Here is a 16712-nt window from a genome sequence, read left to right as displayed (position 1 = left end):
GGCGCCTCAGCACGGTGCGCCTCAGCACGGGGCGCCTCAGCACGGTGCCCGCCAGCCCGCCAGGTCGGCCAGGGTGGCGTGCCGGCCCCGGGCGCCGACCGCGGTGACGGCCAGCGCGCCGCAGATGTTGCCGACCGCCAGCCGGCGGGGCAGCGCCAGCCCGGCCAGGGTGGCCAGCACGTAGCCCGCGGCGAAGGCGTCCCCGGCGCCGGTCGGGTCCATCAGCTGCACCGCCTCGGCGGGGGCGTGCAGCACGCCCTCGCCGGAATGCCCGGCCGAGCCGTCCGCGCCGAGCGTCTGCACCACCTCGGTACGCCCGGCCCAGCCGGCCGGCAGTCCCGCCTGCACCGCCGGCCACTCGTTGCGGTTGACCAGGATCGTCCGGCAGCGGGCCAGGTACTGCGCCGACGAGCGCTGGTGGGCATAGATGCCGCCCGGGTTCCAGAACAGGTTCTCACCCAGGGCGGTTCCGGCGGTGGCGGCGAAGATCTCGGCCAGCGCCGGGGCGGCCGGGTCGAAGATCACCAGCGCGTCGTAGTCGCCGGCCAGCGCCTGCCGGACGTGCTCGCCCGCCAGCTCGTCGTTGGCGCCGGGCAGCAGCAGCATGAAGTGCTGCTCGCCGAGCACCGGAATGACCACCCGGCCGGTCGGGCTGCCCGCGATCCGGACGATGGGGGAGACGTCGACCCGCTGCGCGCGCAGGTCGGAGACCAGCAGCTCACCGGTGTCGTCGGCACCGACCGCGGCCAGCAGCGACACCTCGGCGCCGAGGGCCGCCAGCGCGCAGGCGCAGTTGCCGGCATGCCCGCCGGGCGCGGTGACCCGGTCCCGGACCCGTACCGCGCCCTCGTCGCCCGGGTCGTGGTCGGCGATCAGGATCTCGTCGTGGTTCAGCGAGCCCGCCACCAGCACCCGGGCGCGCCGGCCGGCCTGCCGCAACGCCTCGATCTCGGTGCCGGCCAGCCGGGTGCCCGACGTCAGGCTGGTCATCGCGATCCGTCCGCGGCCCGGGCGGCGATGCCGCTGATCTCGACCAGGCAGCCGGCCTCGACCAGCGCGGCGACGCCGACGAAGGCGCTGGACGGGCCGGGCTCGCTCAGCCGGGCGTTGCGCACCGCCGAGACTGCCGCGAAGTTCGCGGCCAGGTCGCAGACGTAGATGGTCAGGCTGACCAGGTCGGCGAGTTCCAGGTCCGCCGCGGCCAGCACGGCGGCCAGCCGGTCGAAGACCACCCCGGCCTGGCCGGCCGCATCGCCGGGGTGCAGCAGCCGGCCGTGCTCGTCGGTCGCGACCTGGCCCGAGACGAAGACCAGGCTGCCGGCCACCTCCGAACGCAGCGCGATGCCCGGGCTGTACCGGCCGACCGGCTTGGAATGACCCGCTGGCACAAGGGGAATCCGGTCCCAGGTCATGACGGCTCCTCCCGGCTCAGGACCTCGTCGTACGGGCCGAAGGACGAGGTCAGGGCGGCCAGCTGCAGTTCCCGCACCTCGACGCCGGCGGGCAGCTCGAACAGCCAGCCGATCACCTCGGCCACCTCGTCGGCCGACAGCGACCCCGGCCGGCACCCGGCGGCCGCCGAGGGCAGGCTGCCCTGGAAGGCGGTGTCCACCCGGCTGGGCAGCAGCGCGGTGATCCGGACGCCGGCGTTGCGGGCCTCCCGCCGGGCCACCTCGAGCAGCGCGGCCAGGCCCGCCTTGGACGCGGCGTAGGCGGCCCGGCCCGGGAACGGGTACCGGGCCGAGTCCGACAGCACGCCGACCACCAGCCCGCCGGGGCGGGCCTGCAGCGGCGGCAGGAACTGCCTCAGCACCAGCATCGAGCCGCGCAGGTTGGTGGCCAGCGTCCGGTCCCAGACCGCGTCGTCGATCTCGGCGATCCGCTGCCAGATGCCCGAGCCGGCGTTGAGCACCAGGCCGGTCAGCGGCGACTGCCAGTCGATCGCTAAGTACCCGGCGGCGACCTGGTCGGCGTCGGAGACGTCCACCGCGCGGACGCTGACGTCGGTGCCGTACGCCGCGGCCTTCTCGCCGACCAGCTGCAGCTCGTCCAGGGTGCGGGCCCACAGCACCAGGTCGAAGCCGGCGGCCGCCAACCGCAGTGCGGTCTGGGCGCCGATCCCCCTGCTGGCGCCGGTAACCAGCACCGTGGCCTGCCGGGCCGTCACGGGCGGTCCGCCCCCGCGGTCGCCCGGGATGCGCCCGCTGCCCGGTCCGGGCCGGTCGTTCGGGGTGCCTCCGCCGCCCGGTCCCCCTCGGACCGGCCGGCGGGCACCGTGACCAGGGTCCGGCCCTGGCGCAGCTCCATCCGGTCCAGCAGCTCCGGCAGCACCCGGGGGGCGTGGTCGGCCACCAGTTGCAGCGCGAGGTCGACCGACTTCACCGAGCCGGACCGGTCGCCGCCGACCGAGGTCAGGCTGCCGTCCCGGACCAGGCCGGTGCCGGGCCGGCAGCCGGCGGCCAGCTCGGTCAGCGCATCGCGCTTGGCGGCGTGGATGGCCAGGGTGGCGCCGGCCGCCAGCCCCGCGGCCGCCACCAGCAGCGCCCCGGAGCACACGCTGTAGAGCGCGGCTCCGGAACGGTGTGCGGCCCGCAGGTAGTCCAGGTAGGCCGGCGCTTCCAGCACCTGCCGGACGCCCCGCCCGCCCGGCACCACCACCACGTCGGGGGAGCTCACCTCATCCAGCCCGGTCTGGACGGACAGCCGCAGGCCGCCGGCGGTCTCCAGCTGCGCCCGGTCGGCGACCAGGGCAACCTCCAGCCACGGCGGCGGCCCGGCCCGGGTGAGCTCGGCGGCCTTGGACAGCACGCCGTAGGCGCCCAGCAGGTCCAGGTCGTCTACTCCAGGGAAGGCCAGCAGCCGTACGGCCACCGTGCCGGGCGCCCGGTCACGAGGCATGTTCGACGCTCGGCCGGTCGCCGGCGACGTGCATGCCGGCGTCCAGCTCCAGCAGGCTGTGCGCCACCGCCGCCTCAGTGATGGACGGGTGGCCGCCGGCCGGCGACTTCAGGATGCGCGCGGCGGCGGCCGGGAAGCCGCCGAGGCCCAGCCGCTTGGCGGCGGCCGCGATCCGGATCAGGTCGATGATCACCCCGGCGGCGTTGCTGGAGTCCTGCACCTTGAGCTTGAGGTCCACCGAGATCGGGGTGCCGGCCCAGCCGACCGCCTCGATGTTGAGCATCCCCACCTTGTTGTCGTTGAGGTGGGCGACGAAGCCGGCGGACGGGATGACCTCCACCTTGCTGGTGTCCAGGCCGTCCTGGGCGAGCGCGTTGAGCTTGGAGGCGCGCTTGCTCTCGCCCACCACGCGCAGGTTCTTGAAGTCCTCGTTGCCGCCCAGGTTGAGCTGGTAGGAGCTCACCAGCGACAGCCCGCGGTCGGTGAGCAGGCCGAGCAGCGCGCGGTGCACCACCGAGGTGCCGAGGTGGCTGGCCAGGTCGTCGCCGACCAGCGGCAGGCCGCGGCGCTCGAACTCGGCCAGGGTGGCCGGCACCCGGGCGACCGACTCGGGGGTGCAGTTGACGAACGCCGTGCCGGCTTCCAGGGCGAGCTGGGCGTAGGCGTCGGCGGCCCACTGCAGGCCGGTCGGCAGCGAGTAGAGCAGCACCTCCGCGCGGCTGTCGCGCAGCTGCCGCAGGATCCGGGTCCAGGCCGGGCCGGACGGCTCGCAGTCGGCCGCGGTGAGCCCCGGCGTGACCGGGAAGCGCACCTCGGGCAGCGGCACGTCCAGCCGCGGGTAGTTGTTCGGGGCGGCCAGCACCGCCTCCGAGAACGGCAGGCCCACCTTGCTCGGGTGCACGTCGAAGGCGGCGACGAAGTCGATGTCGGCCACCCCCAGGCCGCCGATCTCGGCGTGCTTGATGCCGGGCAGCTCGCTGGCCGGCACTCCGTGGTTGATCAGCTGCCGGTAGTACTGGGCGCCCTGGAACAGGGCCGAGATGTTGTTGCCGACCCCGCAGACGGCTAGGCGAAGTGGTTCGGGCATCGGGGGACTCCTCTGCTGCGTGGTGGAACAACTCTGTGCTTGGGAAAGGGGGTGGTCAGTCGGTGCGGGACGAGGCCAGGGCGACGGCTTCGGCCAGCCGCTGCTGCGCCCACAACCCGTCGGGAAAGCTCGCCAGCACCCGGTCGGGATCCGGCCGGCCGGCTATCGCGGCCAGTACCTGCGGGTAGGGATCCAGCGAGGTAGGTCCGTACCGGGCGGTCTTGCTGGTCGCGTCGCGGCTGTGCACGGTGAGCTCGGCCGAGGCGTCGTCGGCCTCCAGGTGCAGCTGCAGGCAGCGTTGCGAACCTTCGATCTGCACCTCGATCGCCCGTACTCCGCGGGTCAGCCGGGACAGCGAGACGCCGGCCAGGCAGCCGGACTCCGGCTCGCGCAGCCACACCTCGGCCAGGTCCTCGGTCCGGGCGCCGGCCGGCTCCAGCACCGGCGGGTCGAGGTCCTGGCGCACGGTGCTGGTGTGCGCGGCGACCGCCGTCCAGTTGCGGGGGATCAGCCAGTGCAGCAGGTCGAACAGGTGCACGCCCTGGTCGCCCAGGGTGCCGGCGCCGGCCTGGTCCGGGCGCTGCCGCCAGGAAGCCGGCGACTCGCCCACCGGTTCCCCGGCAGACGGTTCCCCGGTGGACAGGAAGAAGTCGTGGAAGAAGCTGGCCTGCACCCGCAGCAGCGTCCCGATCCCGCCGGCCAGCTGGTCGCGCAGCTCCCGGACGGCCGGATGGCCGCGCCACTGGAAGTTGACCGCGCAGCGCTGCGGTGCGATCGAGGCCAGGTCCACCAGCTCGGCGGCCGCGGCGGGCGTGGTGGCCAACGGCTTGTCCACGAAGACGAAGGCGCCGGCCTCCAGGGCGGCTGCCACCAGCGGCTGCCGGGTGTCCGGCGGGGTGACGATCACCGCCAGCTCGATGCCGCGCTCGCGCAGTGCCGCGACCGGGTCGGTGCTGAGGTGGCCGATACCGTACCGGCCGGCGAGGTCGGCGGCCCGCTGGTGGTCGCGGAAGTAGCAGAGGGTGTCCAGCTCGAGTTCCGGGTGCCGGGCGAGCCAGTCCAGATGCTGGGCACCGAATCCGCAACCGAGGACCGCTACACGCATGTCCGCCTCCTCCGCACCCAGAGCGTCGGAGTGGTTGTTGTGGTTCCAAACCGCCCTAAAATGCTGTTTCCCGGCCCTAAGATTCCATAGATTACGACCCAGGGCAAGGTTGGCGAACAGAGCTAATAGGTAAGCAGCGCGATGCTCCGCCTATGCCGTGCAGACAGGCGGGAAGAAAGTTCGGCGAGGGTGGGACCTCAGCTGGTTGCCGCCGTGCGCCACAGGTCGACGCCGCCCTCGACCGCGTACCGGTCGATCTCGTCGAGCTCGTCGGCGGTGAAGGACCGGTGCTCCAGCGCGGCGATGTTCTGCTCGAGCTGGCGCACCGACGAGGCACCGACCAGCACCGAGCTGACCCGCTCGTCGCGGGCGGCCCACGCGATGGCCAGCTGGGCCAGCGACTGCCCGCGCCGTCCCGCGATCTCGTTCAGTGCCCGGATGCGCTGCAGGTTCTCCTCGCTGAGCAGCTCGGCCGGCAACGAGGAGTTCTCCGCCATCCGCGAGCCCTCGGGCACCCCGTCGAGGTACTTGTCGGTCAGCATCCCCTGCGCCAGCGGGGAGAACGCGATCACGCCGGCGCCGACCTCCGCTGCGGTGTCGAGCAGGCCGCCTTCGATCCAGCGATTGAGCAGCGAGTAGGACGGCTGGTGGATAAACAGCGGGGTGCCCAGCTCACGCAGGATCCGGGCGGCCTCGGCGGTGCGCTGCGGGGAGTAGGAGGAGATGCCGGCGTAGAGCGCCTTGCCGGTGCGGACCGCGTGGTCCAGCGCCCCCATGGTCTCCTCCAGCGGGGTGTCCGGGTCGTTGCGGTGGTGGTAGAAGACGTCGACGTAGTCCACCCCCATCCGGCGCAGCGAGTCGTCGAGGCTGGCCAGCAGGTACTTGCGCGAGCCGAGGTCGCCGTACGGCCCGGGCCACATGTCCCAGCCGGCCTTGGTCGACAGGAACAGCTCGTTGCGGTACGGCCGGAAGTCCTGGGCGTAGAGCTTGCCGAAGTTCAGCTCCGCCGAGCCGTACGGCGGGCCGTAGTTGTTGGCCAGGTCGAAGTGGGTGACGCCGAGGTCGAAGGCGCGCCGCAGGATCGCCCGTTGGGTCTCCAGCGGCCGGTCGTCGCCGAAGTTGTGCCACAGGCCCAGCGAGATCAGCGGCAGCTGGATCCCGCTGCGGCCCACCCGGCGGTAGGTCATCGTCTGGTAGCGGTCGTCGGCGGCGAGGTAGCTCATGCCTCCGATTCTGCGCTCCGGCCGCGGCCCGGCCGCCGATGGGTCAGCGCCGATGGGTCAGCCGGCGACCACCGGGTCGATGCTCATCGGGCAGCCGCGCACCGACAGCGGCACCACCAACCGTTCGGTGCGGTTCGGCGGGTAGATCGCCACCGAGTCGGACTTGTCCGCCTGGCAGGTGGAGGCGACCACCAGTTCTGCGGTGACCGACTTGCCCGGCGCCAGCTGCAGGGTGCGGGCGGGCTTGCCGCTGCGGGTCGCGGGCTGGCCCAGCGGGGCGCCGGCCCTGACCAGTTGCACGCCCGGGTAGCCGGTCAGCGAGCAGGTCTTGGCCGAGCGGTTGGTGAACTGCAGGAAGGCGTACTGGTGCCCGGCGGCCCCGGACGCGCGCAGCGCCTCGATGGCCAGCGCCGCCGTCGGGCAGCCGCCGGCCTCGATCGGCCCGGCCACCGGGCTGCCGGTCGGCGTGCTGGGCGCCGGTCGCGGGCTCGGCGTGGTCGGGGTGCGGGTGGGCCGGCTCGCGATGCCGGCCGGTGAGCTGCTGGCGGGCTCGGAGCCGGCCGGATCGGCGCTGACCGGCTGGGAACCGGCCGGCGTGCTGGCCGCCGGGGCCGCCGCCTGCTGCTGGTCAGCCTGCCCGCAGGCGGTGGCCAGTACCAGGACGGCGGCGAGCAGCAGGCAGCCGCGGGTGCGCAAGATGGCAGTCATCGGCGCGGACCCTAGTTGATCCGCAGGTCGGTGCCGTGCGGCATCTGGGACTGCTTGGTCGCGGCGGTGGAGGAGATGGCGTTCCACAGCCGGTTCCAGGCGTCGATGTTGGTGATGCTGCCGCAGCTGCCGGCCTGGTTGCACGCGGTGACCTCGGTGAGCGGGCCGCCGAAGTACAGCCGGGGCTTGCCGGCCGCGGTGCCGGTCAGCGAGATGTTCTTCCACTGCAGCGGCATGGCGTAGTTGTAGATCTGCGGCAGGTTGATCGTCCGGCTGGGGGCCGCGCCGCCGGACAGCCACTGCAGGTCGGCCATCGTCCAGCCGTTGTTGCACCGGCTGTTCGGCACCGAGGTGGAGCACCCGTCGGCCGAGCCGTTGAAGACGTACTTGCTGGTGGTGGCCGACAGGTAGCCCGACACCCAGGCGCGGCTCTCGCTCACCGTCGCCGAGAAGCCCGGCTCGATGTCGTTGGCACCGGCGATCACCACGCCGGGGTACTTGCTGGCGGCGTAGGACAGCACCGGGTTGACCACGTTGCGCGCCCAGGACACCCCGGCCGAGTAGTTGACGTCGACGTCGTTGTTGGTCCCGATGGCCAGGGTCAGCGGGGCGTAGGGCTTCTGGGCGCTGACGTAGCCGTCCAGGTAGGCCTTCATCCCGGCCACCACGGTGGGGTAGCTGACGTACTTGGCGATCGCCGACAGCAGCACCCCCTTGCGGTACTCGTCCTGGCCGCCGATCTGCAGCAGGATCAGGTAGCTGTGCCCGGACGGGTTGTAGCTGGCGTCGGTGGCGCCCATCCTGCGCATCATCGGCAGGTCGATGCTGGCGTTGCCGGTCAGGTTGCGGATGTAGTGGCTGGTCGAGACCGGTGCCGGCGAGGTCTGCGGCGGCACGTTGGTCGGGACGGCCCGAACGCTGGCGGCCGAGCTGCGGCCGTAGAGGTTGATGCCGCGCACGGTGAAGGTGTAGGTGGTGCCGTTGACGAGCCCGGTGACCACCGCCGAGACCGCGGTGCCGGCCACGCTGACCGTCCGGTTGCCGGGCATCACGAGGATCTCGTAGCTGCTCACCGGCGCCGCGGTGGCCACCGAGGGGGTCCAGTTCAGGGTGACCTGCTTGCTGCCGGGCCAGGCGGCCAGGCCGGTGGGTGCTGCCGGGGAGGCGGAGCCGGAGGTGGTGATCCGCTGGCAGCCCTGCGAGACGTCCTTGCCCGGGCCGACGTTGAGCGCGGTCGCGCAGACCAGGTGCTCGAAGCCGTCCAGCACCAGGTTGACCGAGTAGCCGTGGTTGCTGCCGTAGCGCGACCAGGCGGTTCCCATGCCGGTGGCGGCCTGGTTGGCGGTCAGCAGCTGCTTCTCCACACCGTCACTGGTGATCCGCACGGTGACCGGGGAGGCGGTGTCGGGGTCGAGCGCCCAGCCGGAGATCGCCACGGTGTCGGTGACGCCGACCCGGGCGATGCTCGCTCCGCCGCCCGCGGGGTCGGCGGTCCGGGTGACGGTCTGGCAGCCGAACCGGGTGTTGACCGTGCCGCTGCCGGTGTTCATGGCGTAGGCGCACAGCTGGTGGGTGCCGGCGGTCGCGGGGGTGAAGATGGTGAAGCCGTGGTTCTGGCCGAAGCCGGGGTAGCGGGTCGCCACGTCCGACCGGGCCACCGAGGCCAGGCCGCTGGCGACCCAGTGGCCGTCGAGGTAGATGCGCACGGTGATCGGGCTGGTGACGTCCGGGTCCAGCGCGTAGCCGGTGGCCAGGAATCCGCCGGGCTGCTGCGGGCTGGAGCCCAGCACGCCCAGCGGATTGCTGTTCATCGTGACGGTGCGGCAACCGATCCGGGTGTTGACGGTGCCGGCGCCGACGTTGAGGCCGTAGGCGCACAGCTGGTGGGTGCCGGCCGGTACCCGGGTGAAGATCGAGTAGCCGTGGTTCTGGCCGTAGCCGGGGTAGCGGGTGGCCAGGTCCGAGCGGGTGCCGGATGCCAGGGCGCCGGCTACGTAGTGGCCGTCGAGGTAGATGCGGACCGTGATCGGGCTGGTGGTGTTGAGGTCCAGCGCGTAGCCGGTGGCCAGGAACCCGCCGGGCTGCTGGGTGGCGTTGTCCAGGGTGCCGACCGGGTTGTCCACCAGGGTCACGGTGCTGCAGCCGAGCCGCGGGTTGACCGAGCCCGCGCCGATGTTCATCGCGTACACGCAGACCTGGTGGCTGCCGGCCGGCATGGCGAGCAGGAAGGAGAAGCCGTGGTTGGGGCCGCCGGCCGCGTACTGGGCCGGCAGGTCGGTGCGCGCCACGGTGGCCAGCCGGCCGGAGGAGTACTTGCCGTCGAGGTAGGTGCGGATCAGCACCGGCGCGGTGGGCTGGTTCGGGTCGATCGCCCACCCGCTGACCGTGAAGCCGCCCGGCTGCTGGGTGCTGACCTTGAGCTGGCCGACCGGGTCGTTGTCGACCCGGACGCTGCGGCAGCCGAGCTGGGTGTTGCTGCCGCCGACGTGGTTGAGTGCCAGGGCGCACACCTGGTGCAGGCCGGTCTTGCCGGCGTAGCTGACGGTGAAGCCGTGGTTGGGGCCGATCGCGGGTATCGCGACGCTGACGTCCGGGCGCGGGGCCTGGGCGATGACGGCGGTGGCGTACCGGCCGTTGTCGTAGATCTCGACCCGCAGCGGGTCGAGGGGGTCGTCCTGGTCGGCGGTCCAGCCGGAGATGGTGATGGTCCCGTCGGAGCCGCGCACGGCCACGGTGTCGAGCACGCCGATCGGGTTGCTGCCGGGGATCGCGGCCGCGGTCGGGGCGAGGGCGGCCACCGGGATGAGCAGGCCCAGCACGAGAGCTACCACCCCTGTGACGGCCGTCCGGCGGGTGACCAGCCGGCGGGTGACCAGCCGGCGGGCGGCCCGGGAGGTCGGTACCGCCTCCCGGGGAGTCGGTGCGCCGGGGAAGAACCTGCCGGCCCAGCGAGGCGTGCGAGAGGAGGTACCGATGCGCATCTGTGCTCGTCCTGACGTGTCCTGGTCGTTGACCGACCCCCGGGCGTGCCCTGGACCCGCGAACGGGCTGGCACTCTGGTCACTCTGGTCTCTTCTGTTTCGACCGCACCGTAACTATCAGTGACGAGTTAGCTGCTCAGCGTTTTGAAATTGTTACCTACTGTTGCCGTGTCGTGAGCCGGTAGCGCGGGTGGCTGGCGTTAATCAGGGCGCTGGCCTGCCCGGCCGGAAGCGTGGCTGACGGGTTGCGATGCGTCAGCAGCACCATCGTCCGCGAGACGGCAGGGGTGAGCCGTTCGGCGTGCTGGATAAGGAGAAGCCGGCCGGAGGCCTACCGGTGCCGCTGGGTCGGTGCGCGGCTCAGTCGCCGACGCGGTGGTCGGCGAACCGTTCGCGCAGGGTCCGCTTGGAGAACTTGCCCACGCTGGTCTTGGGGATCTCGTCCAGGAAGACCACGTCGTCCGGCAGCCCCCACCGGTCCACCCGCTCGGCCAGGAACGCCAGCAGCTCGGCCTTGTCCAGCGACTGGCCCTCCCGCAACACCACGCAGGCCAGCGGCCGTTCCATCCAGCGGGGGTGCGGCACGGCGATCACCGCCGCCTCGGCGACCGCGGGATGGGCCATGATCTGGTTCTCCAGCTCCACCGAGGAGATCCACTCGCCGCCGGACTTGATCAGGTCCTTGGTGCGGTCGACCAGCCGCACGTAGCCCAGCTCCGAGATCGCCGCGACGTCGCCGGTGCGCAGCCAGCCGTCGGCGGTGAACTGCTCGCCGGGGGAGTCGGTGCGGTAGTACTGCCGCGCGATCCACGGGCCGCGGGTCTCCAGCTCGCCGGTGGCCTGGTCGTCCCAGGGCAGCTCCTCGCCGGTGAGCGGATCCACGATCCGGGCCTCGACACCGGACGGCGGGATGCCCACGGTGGCGCGCAGGTCCGCCTTCTGCTCCTCGGGCAGGTCGGCGTGCTCGGCGCGCAGGGTGCACACCGTGCCCAGCGGCGAGAGCTCGGTCATTCCCCAGGCCTGGGTGATCGGCAGCCCGATGGCTTGCCGCCAGCCCTCCGACAGCGCCTTGGGCACCGCCGAGCCGCCGCAGATCACGCTGCGCAGGGCCGACAGGTCCCGTCCGGCCAGCAGCGGCAGCATGCCCATCCAGATGGTCGGCACTCCGGCGGTCACGGTGACCCGTTCCGCTTCCAGCAGGTCCACCAGGGCGGCCGGGGTCATTCCCGGGCCGGGCATCACCAGGCCGGCGCCGGCCATCACGGCGGCGTAGGGCAGCCCCCAGGCCATCGCGTGGAACATCGGCACCACCGGCATCAGGACGTCGGTGTCGTTGATGGCGAAGGTCGAGGGCAGCTGGGGCGCCAGGGTGTGCAGGTAGGTGGAGCGGTGGGAGTACAGCACGCCCTTGGGGTTGCCGGTGGTGCCAGTGGTGTAGCAGAGCGCCGCGGCGGTGTTCTCCTCGCCGACCATGCCGTAGTAGTCGAGCTCCTCGCCGGCCACCTCCTGCCAGGTCAGCACCCGGGAGTCCTCCGGCAGCGGGGCCGGTGCCCCGTCGTCGAAGACCACCACGTGCCGGACGGTGCCGAGCTTGGGCAGGTACTGGGAGAACAGCGGGAGCAGCGAGCGGTCGACGAAGACCACCTCGTCCTCGGCGTGGTCGACGGTGTAGATCAGCTGCTCGGGGAAGAGCCGGATGTTGAGGGTGTGCAGCACCCGGCCGGTGCCCGGCACTCCGAAGTAGAGGGCGGTGTGGTTGGCGGTGTTCCAGCCGAACGAGCCGACCCGGCCGTCGGCGCTGACGCCCAGCCGGTCGAGGATGCCGGCGACCTGCCGGGACCGGACCGCCAGGTCGGCGAAAGTGATCCGCTCCTGGCCGGCCGCCTGCTGGGTGACGATGCTGCGCTTCGGATACATCCGCTCGCTGCGGCGCAGGATGGAGTCGATGGTCAGCGGAACGTCCTGCATCAACCCGAGCATTCGCCGATCCTGCTGCACCCGGGCGGCGGAGGCAACCGGCGACCGGCTGCCGCGCGCAACCTGGCGCGGTCACTGCGCGCGCCGGATCTGGAACACCTGGGTGCAGACCCGGTCGGCGGTGAGGAAACCGGCCGCCGAGCGGCGCCAGCCGGCCAGTGCCGGGTCGGTGCTGGCATCCAGGTCGCCGGCGCCGGCGAGATAGGCCTGCAGCGAGTGCCTGCCGTGCACGGTGCGCTCGCCGTGCGCGGTCTGCACGGTGATCCAGTTGCCCCGCCGCGGGTTGTCCGCGCCGTCCAGCTCGGGCACCGGGTCGCCGGAGTTCTGCAGCGCCAGCACCGACACCGAACCGGGTACCGGGGCCAGCCCGATCGGCGAGCCGGCCGTGACCAGGTGGGTCACCGTGAAGCCCGAGCCGGCTTGCAGCTGCCCGGCCAACCGGGCCGCGATCATGCCGCCCAGGCTGTGGCCCACCAGCATGATCGGCTCGTCCGGCCGGACGCCGGCCTGCCGCAGCGCCTGCACCACCCCGCGTTCGTAGACCGAAGACTGGTTGGCCAGCGCCCGCAGGTCGGTGCCGACGTCGCTGGCCTGCGGGGTGCGGCGGCGCGGATCGAGGTTCCACACCGAGGTACCGGTGATGTCGACGATCACCCGGCGGCCGGCCGGGCCGTCCAGGATCCGGACGTCCACCGCCCCGCCGCCGTCGTCGTGGGCGTCGCGCAGCGCCAGGGCCCGGATCAGGTCGGCGGTGCCGCGGGGCGGCCCGGCCCGGTCTGCGCCCGGGCCGGACGGCCGGACGGTCACCACCGGGGTGCCATCGGGATACCGGCCGCCCAGCAGCCCGGCCAGCCTGGCCGTCGCGCCCGGCGCCGGCACCCCGCCGGTACTGGCCAGGGTGGCCAGCTGCACCGCCAGGTCGGCCAGGTACGGGTCTGCCGTGAGCCGGGCCTGCAGGCCGGCCGGCCCGGGAACCAGCGCGGCCGGCAAATCCAGCCCGGCGGCGACGGCGGGTGCCAGCCGCCGGTCCAGCTCGTCGGCGGCCCGGTACCCGCCCGTGGCCAACCGCAGGCCGGCCGCCACCGCCGCACAGTCCGCCAGCGCCGCGGCCGTACCCGCCGTAGCGATGCCGACCTGGGCGGCGACCTGCGCCGCGCCGACCGGGTCGAGCGCCGCGGCCGCGATCATGGCGGGCTCGGCCAGGCAGTGGCCCAGCACCCGCAAGCCTGCTGCCAGCGAGTCCGCGACGCCGTCCAGCACGGTGGCGAAGGCGGCAAGCTGCTCGACGTCGGCGGCGATCGAACCGCTGCCACCTCGCACGCTGACCGGTCCGGCTCCATCGGCAGGCATTTCCGTCACGGCAGCCGAACCACCCGCTCGGCGGTGGCCAGACCGGTGTGCGCGAGCCGGGCCAGCGCCGCGGCCCGGTCCCCGGCCCGCTGCCGGTGGGCCCGGATCGCGGCCGACAGCTCGGCCAGCCGGCTGCTGGACTGGCCCAGCTGCCCGAGCAGCTCGTGCAGCACCGCGGCGAAGGCCCGCGCCGCCGGCGAGTGCCAGGCCAGCTCGGCGGCCCGCGACCGCAGCTCGGAGCGCCGCCCGGCGAGCTCGGCGGCGGCTGCGGCCAGCTCGCGGCTGAGGGCGTCCAGGCGAGGAGAATCCAGCAGGGAGAACGGAACCGGCAGGTGCATGGACCCGACGATGCCGCCAGCGTGCCGGTCGCCGGGCCGGCTGGCAGGATCTGTGGAACGCCGGCCCGACTGTGGACAGCGCGCCGGACGTCCCCCCGCTCGGCACCGACACGGCGACTAGGCCATTCTTGTCTGGCGGGCGTGGTTCAATAGGCCCGAATGACATTGATGCAATTTCCGCCTGATTTCCCGATCGGAGGCCGCATGGATCCCGCGCCCGCCGCCCACGACGCTGCCCGCAGCGAGTACCAGGCCGTCGAGGGCACGGCTGCCGGTGCCCCGGGGATCGGCGACGGTGACGGCCTCACCCGCCGGGACCGGGAGATCCTCGCTTTCGAACGGCAGTGGTGGAAGTACGCCGGCGTCAAGGAACAGGCGATCCGCGAGCTGTTCGACATGTCCTCCACCCGCTACTACCAGGTGCTCAACAGTCTGATCGACACCCCCGAGGCACTGGCCGCCGACCCGATGCTGGTCAAGCGGCTTCGTCGGCTGCGGGCCAGCCGTCAGCGCCAGCGCTCGGCGCGGCGTTTGGGCATCGAAGTTTGATTTAAACTTCACGTCCGTGGCTCACACCGCTCCTCCTCCCGCTATCCGTCGACCCGTCGAGCGGTTGCTGGGCGCCCTGCTGGTAGTGGCCGGCATGGTGCTGGCCTTCATCGCCTACTCCGCGCTCGGTCATCCCGGTGGCCAGCAGGCCGAGCGCACCCTGCTGCACCCGCTGCCCACCCCGCCGTCACTGGCGGCCGGTGCCGCCGCCCAGGGCCTCGGCGCCTCCCAGGCCGCCGGCCATCCCGGAGTGGCCAGCACCGCACCGGCCGGCGCCGGCAGCAGCGCGTCGGCAACCAGCGCCGCGCCGTCCGCGACAGGCACCGGGCAGGTCACCGGCCTCGCCGCCCCGGGCAGCCCGGCCAGCACCCCGCTGGTGGTGCTGGACAACACCGGCCGGCCGGAGGAGGCCCGCTACGCCACCGAGCGCTTCGAGCACGGCGGCTGGACGGTCACCGACACCAGCACCTTCGAAGGCGACATCCTGTCCACCGCCGCCTACTACGACCCCGCCATACCCGGCGCCCGGACGGCGGCCGAGGCGCTGCAGGCCCAGTTCCCCGAGATCCAGCGAGTCCGGCCGAAGTTCGCCGGACTGGGCTCGGGCGCGGTAATCGTCATCCTGACCTTCGACTACAGTCAGGGCCAGACAACTTCATAGCTCGGCTCATCCAGAGGGGCAGAGGGACCGGCCCGTTGAAGCCCCGGCAACCACCGTGAGAACCAGCACGCGAGCCAGATGACCGTCGCGCCAGCTCAGCTGGCCCGGCCGCCGCGTGCCGAAGACTCCGTATGGCAGGTGCCAACTCCGGCCTGGCCACGCGTCCGCGTGCGCCCGGGAAAGATGAGGAGAAAGGCCTCGCACATGACTGCAACCCTCCGTTACTCGCCCGCCGCCACCCCGGCCTCGGCCCTGGTCTGCCGCAACTGCGGCGCCGGCTACCCACTGGGTGCCCAGCACGCTTGCTTCGAATGCTTCGGCCCGCTGGAGATCGGCTACTCGCCCGACCGGCTGGCCTCGGTCACCCGGCAGGACATCGAGGCCGGCCCGCACTCGCTGTGGCGCTACGCCGGGCTGTTACCGGTCGGGCAGGACCCGGCCACCCGGGTGGACTCCGGGACCGGCATGACGCCACTGGTCCGGGCCGACCGGCTGGCTGACCGGCTCGGCTTCACCGCGCCGCTGTGGATCAAGGACGACTCGGCCAACCCGACCCACTCGTTCAAGGACCGGGTGGTCTCGGTGGCCATCACCGCAGCCCGCGAGCTGGGCTTCCGCCGGATCGCCTGCGCCTCCACCGGCAACCTCGCCAACTCCGTCGCCGCGCACGCGGCCCGGATCGGCATGGACTCCATCGTCTTCGTGCCGGCCGACCTGGAACCGGCCAAGATCACCCAGACCGCCGTCTACGGCGGCACCCTGGTCGCCGTGGACGGGTCCTACGACGACGTCAACCGGCTGTGCAGCGAGCTGGCCGAGACCGACGAGTTCGAAGCGACCGCGTTCGTCAACGTCAACGTCCGGCCGTACTACGCCGAGGGGTCGAAGACCCTGGGCTACGAGGTCGCCGAGCAGCTCGGCTGGCGGTTGCCCGAGCAGGTGGTCGTCCCGATGGCGTCCGGGTCGCTGCTGACCAAGGTGCACAAGGCGTTCGGAGAACTGACCCGGATCGGGCTGGTCGACCCGCTGGACTACCGGGTCTACGGCGCGCAGTCCGCGGGCTGCGCGCCGATCGCCGACGCCTTCGCGGCCGGCCGGGACACCGTGCTGCCGGTGCGCCCCACCGGCATCGCCAAGTCGCTCAACATCGGCAACCCGGCCGACGGCCCCTACGCCCTGGACGCCATCCGGCGCACCGGTGGCGCGGTCGGCCGGGTCGGGGACGACGAGATCGTCGCCGGCATCCGCGACCTGGCCCGCACGACCGGCGTCTTCGCCGAGACCGCCGGTGGGGTCACCACCGCGGTGCTGCGCAAGCTGGTCGAGGGCGGGCTGCTCGACCCGACGCTGGAGACCGTCGTGCTGAACACCGGTGAGGGCCTCAAGACCCTCGACCCGCTGCTCGACGTCGTCGGCCCCTCGCACCGGGTGCAGCCGTCGCTGCGGTCGCTGCGCGAGGCCGGTCTCATCGGCTGATGAAGGCCCTACCACACCGGGTGAGACCCGGCGGACAGGACCGGTGACCTGGGCTCTTGGGTCCTGTACCGTTCCGCGCGGTTCGAGTTCCACGTTCGTGTTCGACGGGCGGGAGAGCGAGACCCCGGCCCCTCGATCAAGGGGTGCCGTCCGCACGCACGAACGTGGGAGCACACGTGGCACAGGGCACCGTGAAGTGGTTCAACGCCGAGAAGGGCTTCGGCTTCATCGCCGTCGACGGCGGCCAGGACGTCTTCGTCCACTACTCGGCCATCCAGATGGACGGGTACAAGAGCCTCGAAGAGGGCCAGCGGGTCAACTTCGAGGTCGTCCAGGGCGCCAAGGGCCCCCAGGCGGAC

The 16712-nt window shown here is 72.7% G+C and carries 16 protein-coding genes and 1 riboswitch; of the genes, 4 read left to right on the top strand and 12 right to left on the bottom strand.

Going from position 1 to position 16712, the window contains the following annotated elements; all coding sequences use genetic code 11:
* Positions 1 to 36: 36 nt before the first annotated feature.
* From VLJ82_RS05115 to VLJ82_RS05060, 12 genes are all read right to left on the bottom strand, one after another.
* Complete coding sequence (locus VLJ82_RS05115; RefSeq protein WP_408662247.1) at positions 37 to 990, bottom strand: carbohydrate kinase family protein; 954 nt, start codon at positions 988 to 990, stop codon at positions 37 to 39.
* Positions 987 to 1412, bottom strand: a complete 426-nt coding sequence (locus tag VLJ82_RS05110; RefSeq protein ID WP_408662246.1) for a RidA family protein — start codon at positions 1410 to 1412, stop codon at positions 987 to 989. The genes VLJ82_RS05115 and VLJ82_RS05110 overlap by 4 nt, the downstream gene beginning before the upstream one ends.
* Entirely contained in the window at positions 1409 to 2167 is a 759-nt protein-coding gene (locus VLJ82_RS05105) for an SDR family oxidoreductase (protein ID WP_408662245.1), read from the bottom strand. Before VLJ82_RS05105 ends, VLJ82_RS05110 begins: the two co-directional genes overlap by 4 nt.
* Complete coding sequence (locus VLJ82_RS05100; RefSeq protein ID WP_408662244.1) at positions 2164 to 2898, bottom strand: DJ-1/PfpI family protein; 735 nt, start codon at positions 2896 to 2898, stop codon at positions 2164 to 2166. The genes VLJ82_RS05105 and VLJ82_RS05100 overlap by 4 nt, the downstream gene beginning before the upstream one ends.
* Positions 2888 to 3985 (bottom strand): myo-inositol-1-phosphate synthase, encoded by a 1098-nt coding sequence (locus VLJ82_RS05095; RefSeq protein WP_408662243.1) that lies wholly within the window; start codon positions 3983 to 3985, stop codon positions 2888 to 2890. Before VLJ82_RS05095 ends, VLJ82_RS05100 begins: the two co-directional genes overlap by 11 nt.
* A gap of 55 nt (positions 3986 to 4040) precedes the next feature.
* Positions 4041 to 5090 (bottom strand): Gfo/Idh/MocA family protein, encoded by a 1050-nt coding sequence (locus VLJ82_RS05090; RefSeq protein ID WP_408662242.1) that lies wholly within the window; start codon positions 5088 to 5090, stop codon positions 4041 to 4043.
* Positions 5091 to 5287: 197 nt separating this feature from the next.
* Positions 5288 to 6313 (bottom strand): L-glyceraldehyde 3-phosphate reductase, encoded by a 1026-nt coding sequence (gene mgrA / locus VLJ82_RS05085; RefSeq protein WP_408662241.1) that lies wholly within the window; start codon positions 6311 to 6313, stop codon positions 5288 to 5290.
* Positions 6314 to 6370: 57 nt separating this feature from the next.
* Positions 6371 to 7021, bottom strand: coding sequence for a DUF4232 domain-containing protein (locus tag VLJ82_RS05080; protein WP_408662240.1), 651 nt, complete (start codon positions 7019 to 7021; stop codon positions 6371 to 6373).
* Between the two features lie 11 nt (positions 7022 to 7032).
* Positions 7033 to 10002, bottom strand: a complete 2970-nt coding sequence (locus tag VLJ82_RS05075) for a fibronectin type III domain-containing protein (RefSeq protein ID WP_408662239.1) — start codon at positions 10000 to 10002, stop codon at positions 7033 to 7035.
* Between the two features lie 360 nt (positions 10003 to 10362).
* Positions 10363 to 11982: a long-chain fatty acid--CoA ligase gene (locus VLJ82_RS05070; RefSeq protein WP_408662238.1), complete on the bottom strand. Its 1620-nt coding sequence runs from the start codon at positions 11980 to 11982 to the stop codon at positions 10363 to 10365.
* A 69-nt stretch (positions 11983 to 12051) separates the two neighbouring features.
* The gene (locus tag VLJ82_RS05065) at positions 12052 to 13329 is read right to left on the bottom strand and encodes a thioesterase domain-containing protein (protein ID WP_408662237.1); all 1278 of its coding nucleotides are present in this window, start codon (positions 13327 to 13329) and stop codon (positions 12052 to 12054) included.
* Between the two features lie 5 nt (positions 13330 to 13334).
* Complete coding sequence (locus VLJ82_RS05060; RefSeq protein WP_408662236.1) at positions 13335 to 13667, bottom strand: hypothetical protein; 333 nt, start codon at positions 13665 to 13667, stop codon at positions 13335 to 13337.
* A gap of 204 nt (positions 13668 to 13871) precedes the next feature.
* On the opposite strand from VLJ82_RS05060, the gene VLJ82_RS05055 reads away from it, so the two are divergent.
* From VLJ82_RS05055 to VLJ82_RS05040, 4 genes are all read left to right on the top strand, one after another.
* Complete coding sequence (locus tag VLJ82_RS05055) at positions 13872 to 14216, top strand: DUF3263 domain-containing protein (protein WP_408662235.1); 345 nt, start codon at positions 13872 to 13874, stop codon at positions 14214 to 14216.
* A gap of 16 nt (positions 14217 to 14232) precedes the next feature.
* Positions 14233 to 14877, top strand: coding sequence for a LytR C-terminal domain-containing protein (locus VLJ82_RS05050; protein ID WP_408662234.1), 645 nt, complete (start codon positions 14233 to 14235; stop codon positions 14875 to 14877).
* A 3-nt stretch (positions 14878 to 14880) separates the two neighbouring features.
* Positions 14881 to 15067: riboswitch (SAM riboswitch) on the top strand.
* Positions 15068 to 15081: 14 nt separating this feature from the next.
* Positions 15082 to 16353, top strand: a complete 1272-nt coding sequence (gene thrC, locus VLJ82_RS05045; protein WP_408662233.1) for a threonine synthase — start codon at positions 15082 to 15084, stop codon at positions 16351 to 16353.
* Between the two features lie 176 nt (positions 16354 to 16529).
* On the top strand, positions 16530 to 16712 hold a 183-nt coding region (locus VLJ82_RS05040; RefSeq protein WP_408662232.1), incomplete at its 3' end, for a cold-shock protein.

The organism is Jatrophihabitans sp., assembly GCF_035474675.1.
Lineage (GTDB): Bacteria > Actinomycetota > Actinomycetes > Mycobacteriales > Jatrophihabitantaceae > Jatrophihabitans_A.
Note: the sequence above shows the minus strand (reverse complement) of the source record. Positions and strands in the feature narration are given on the sequence as shown.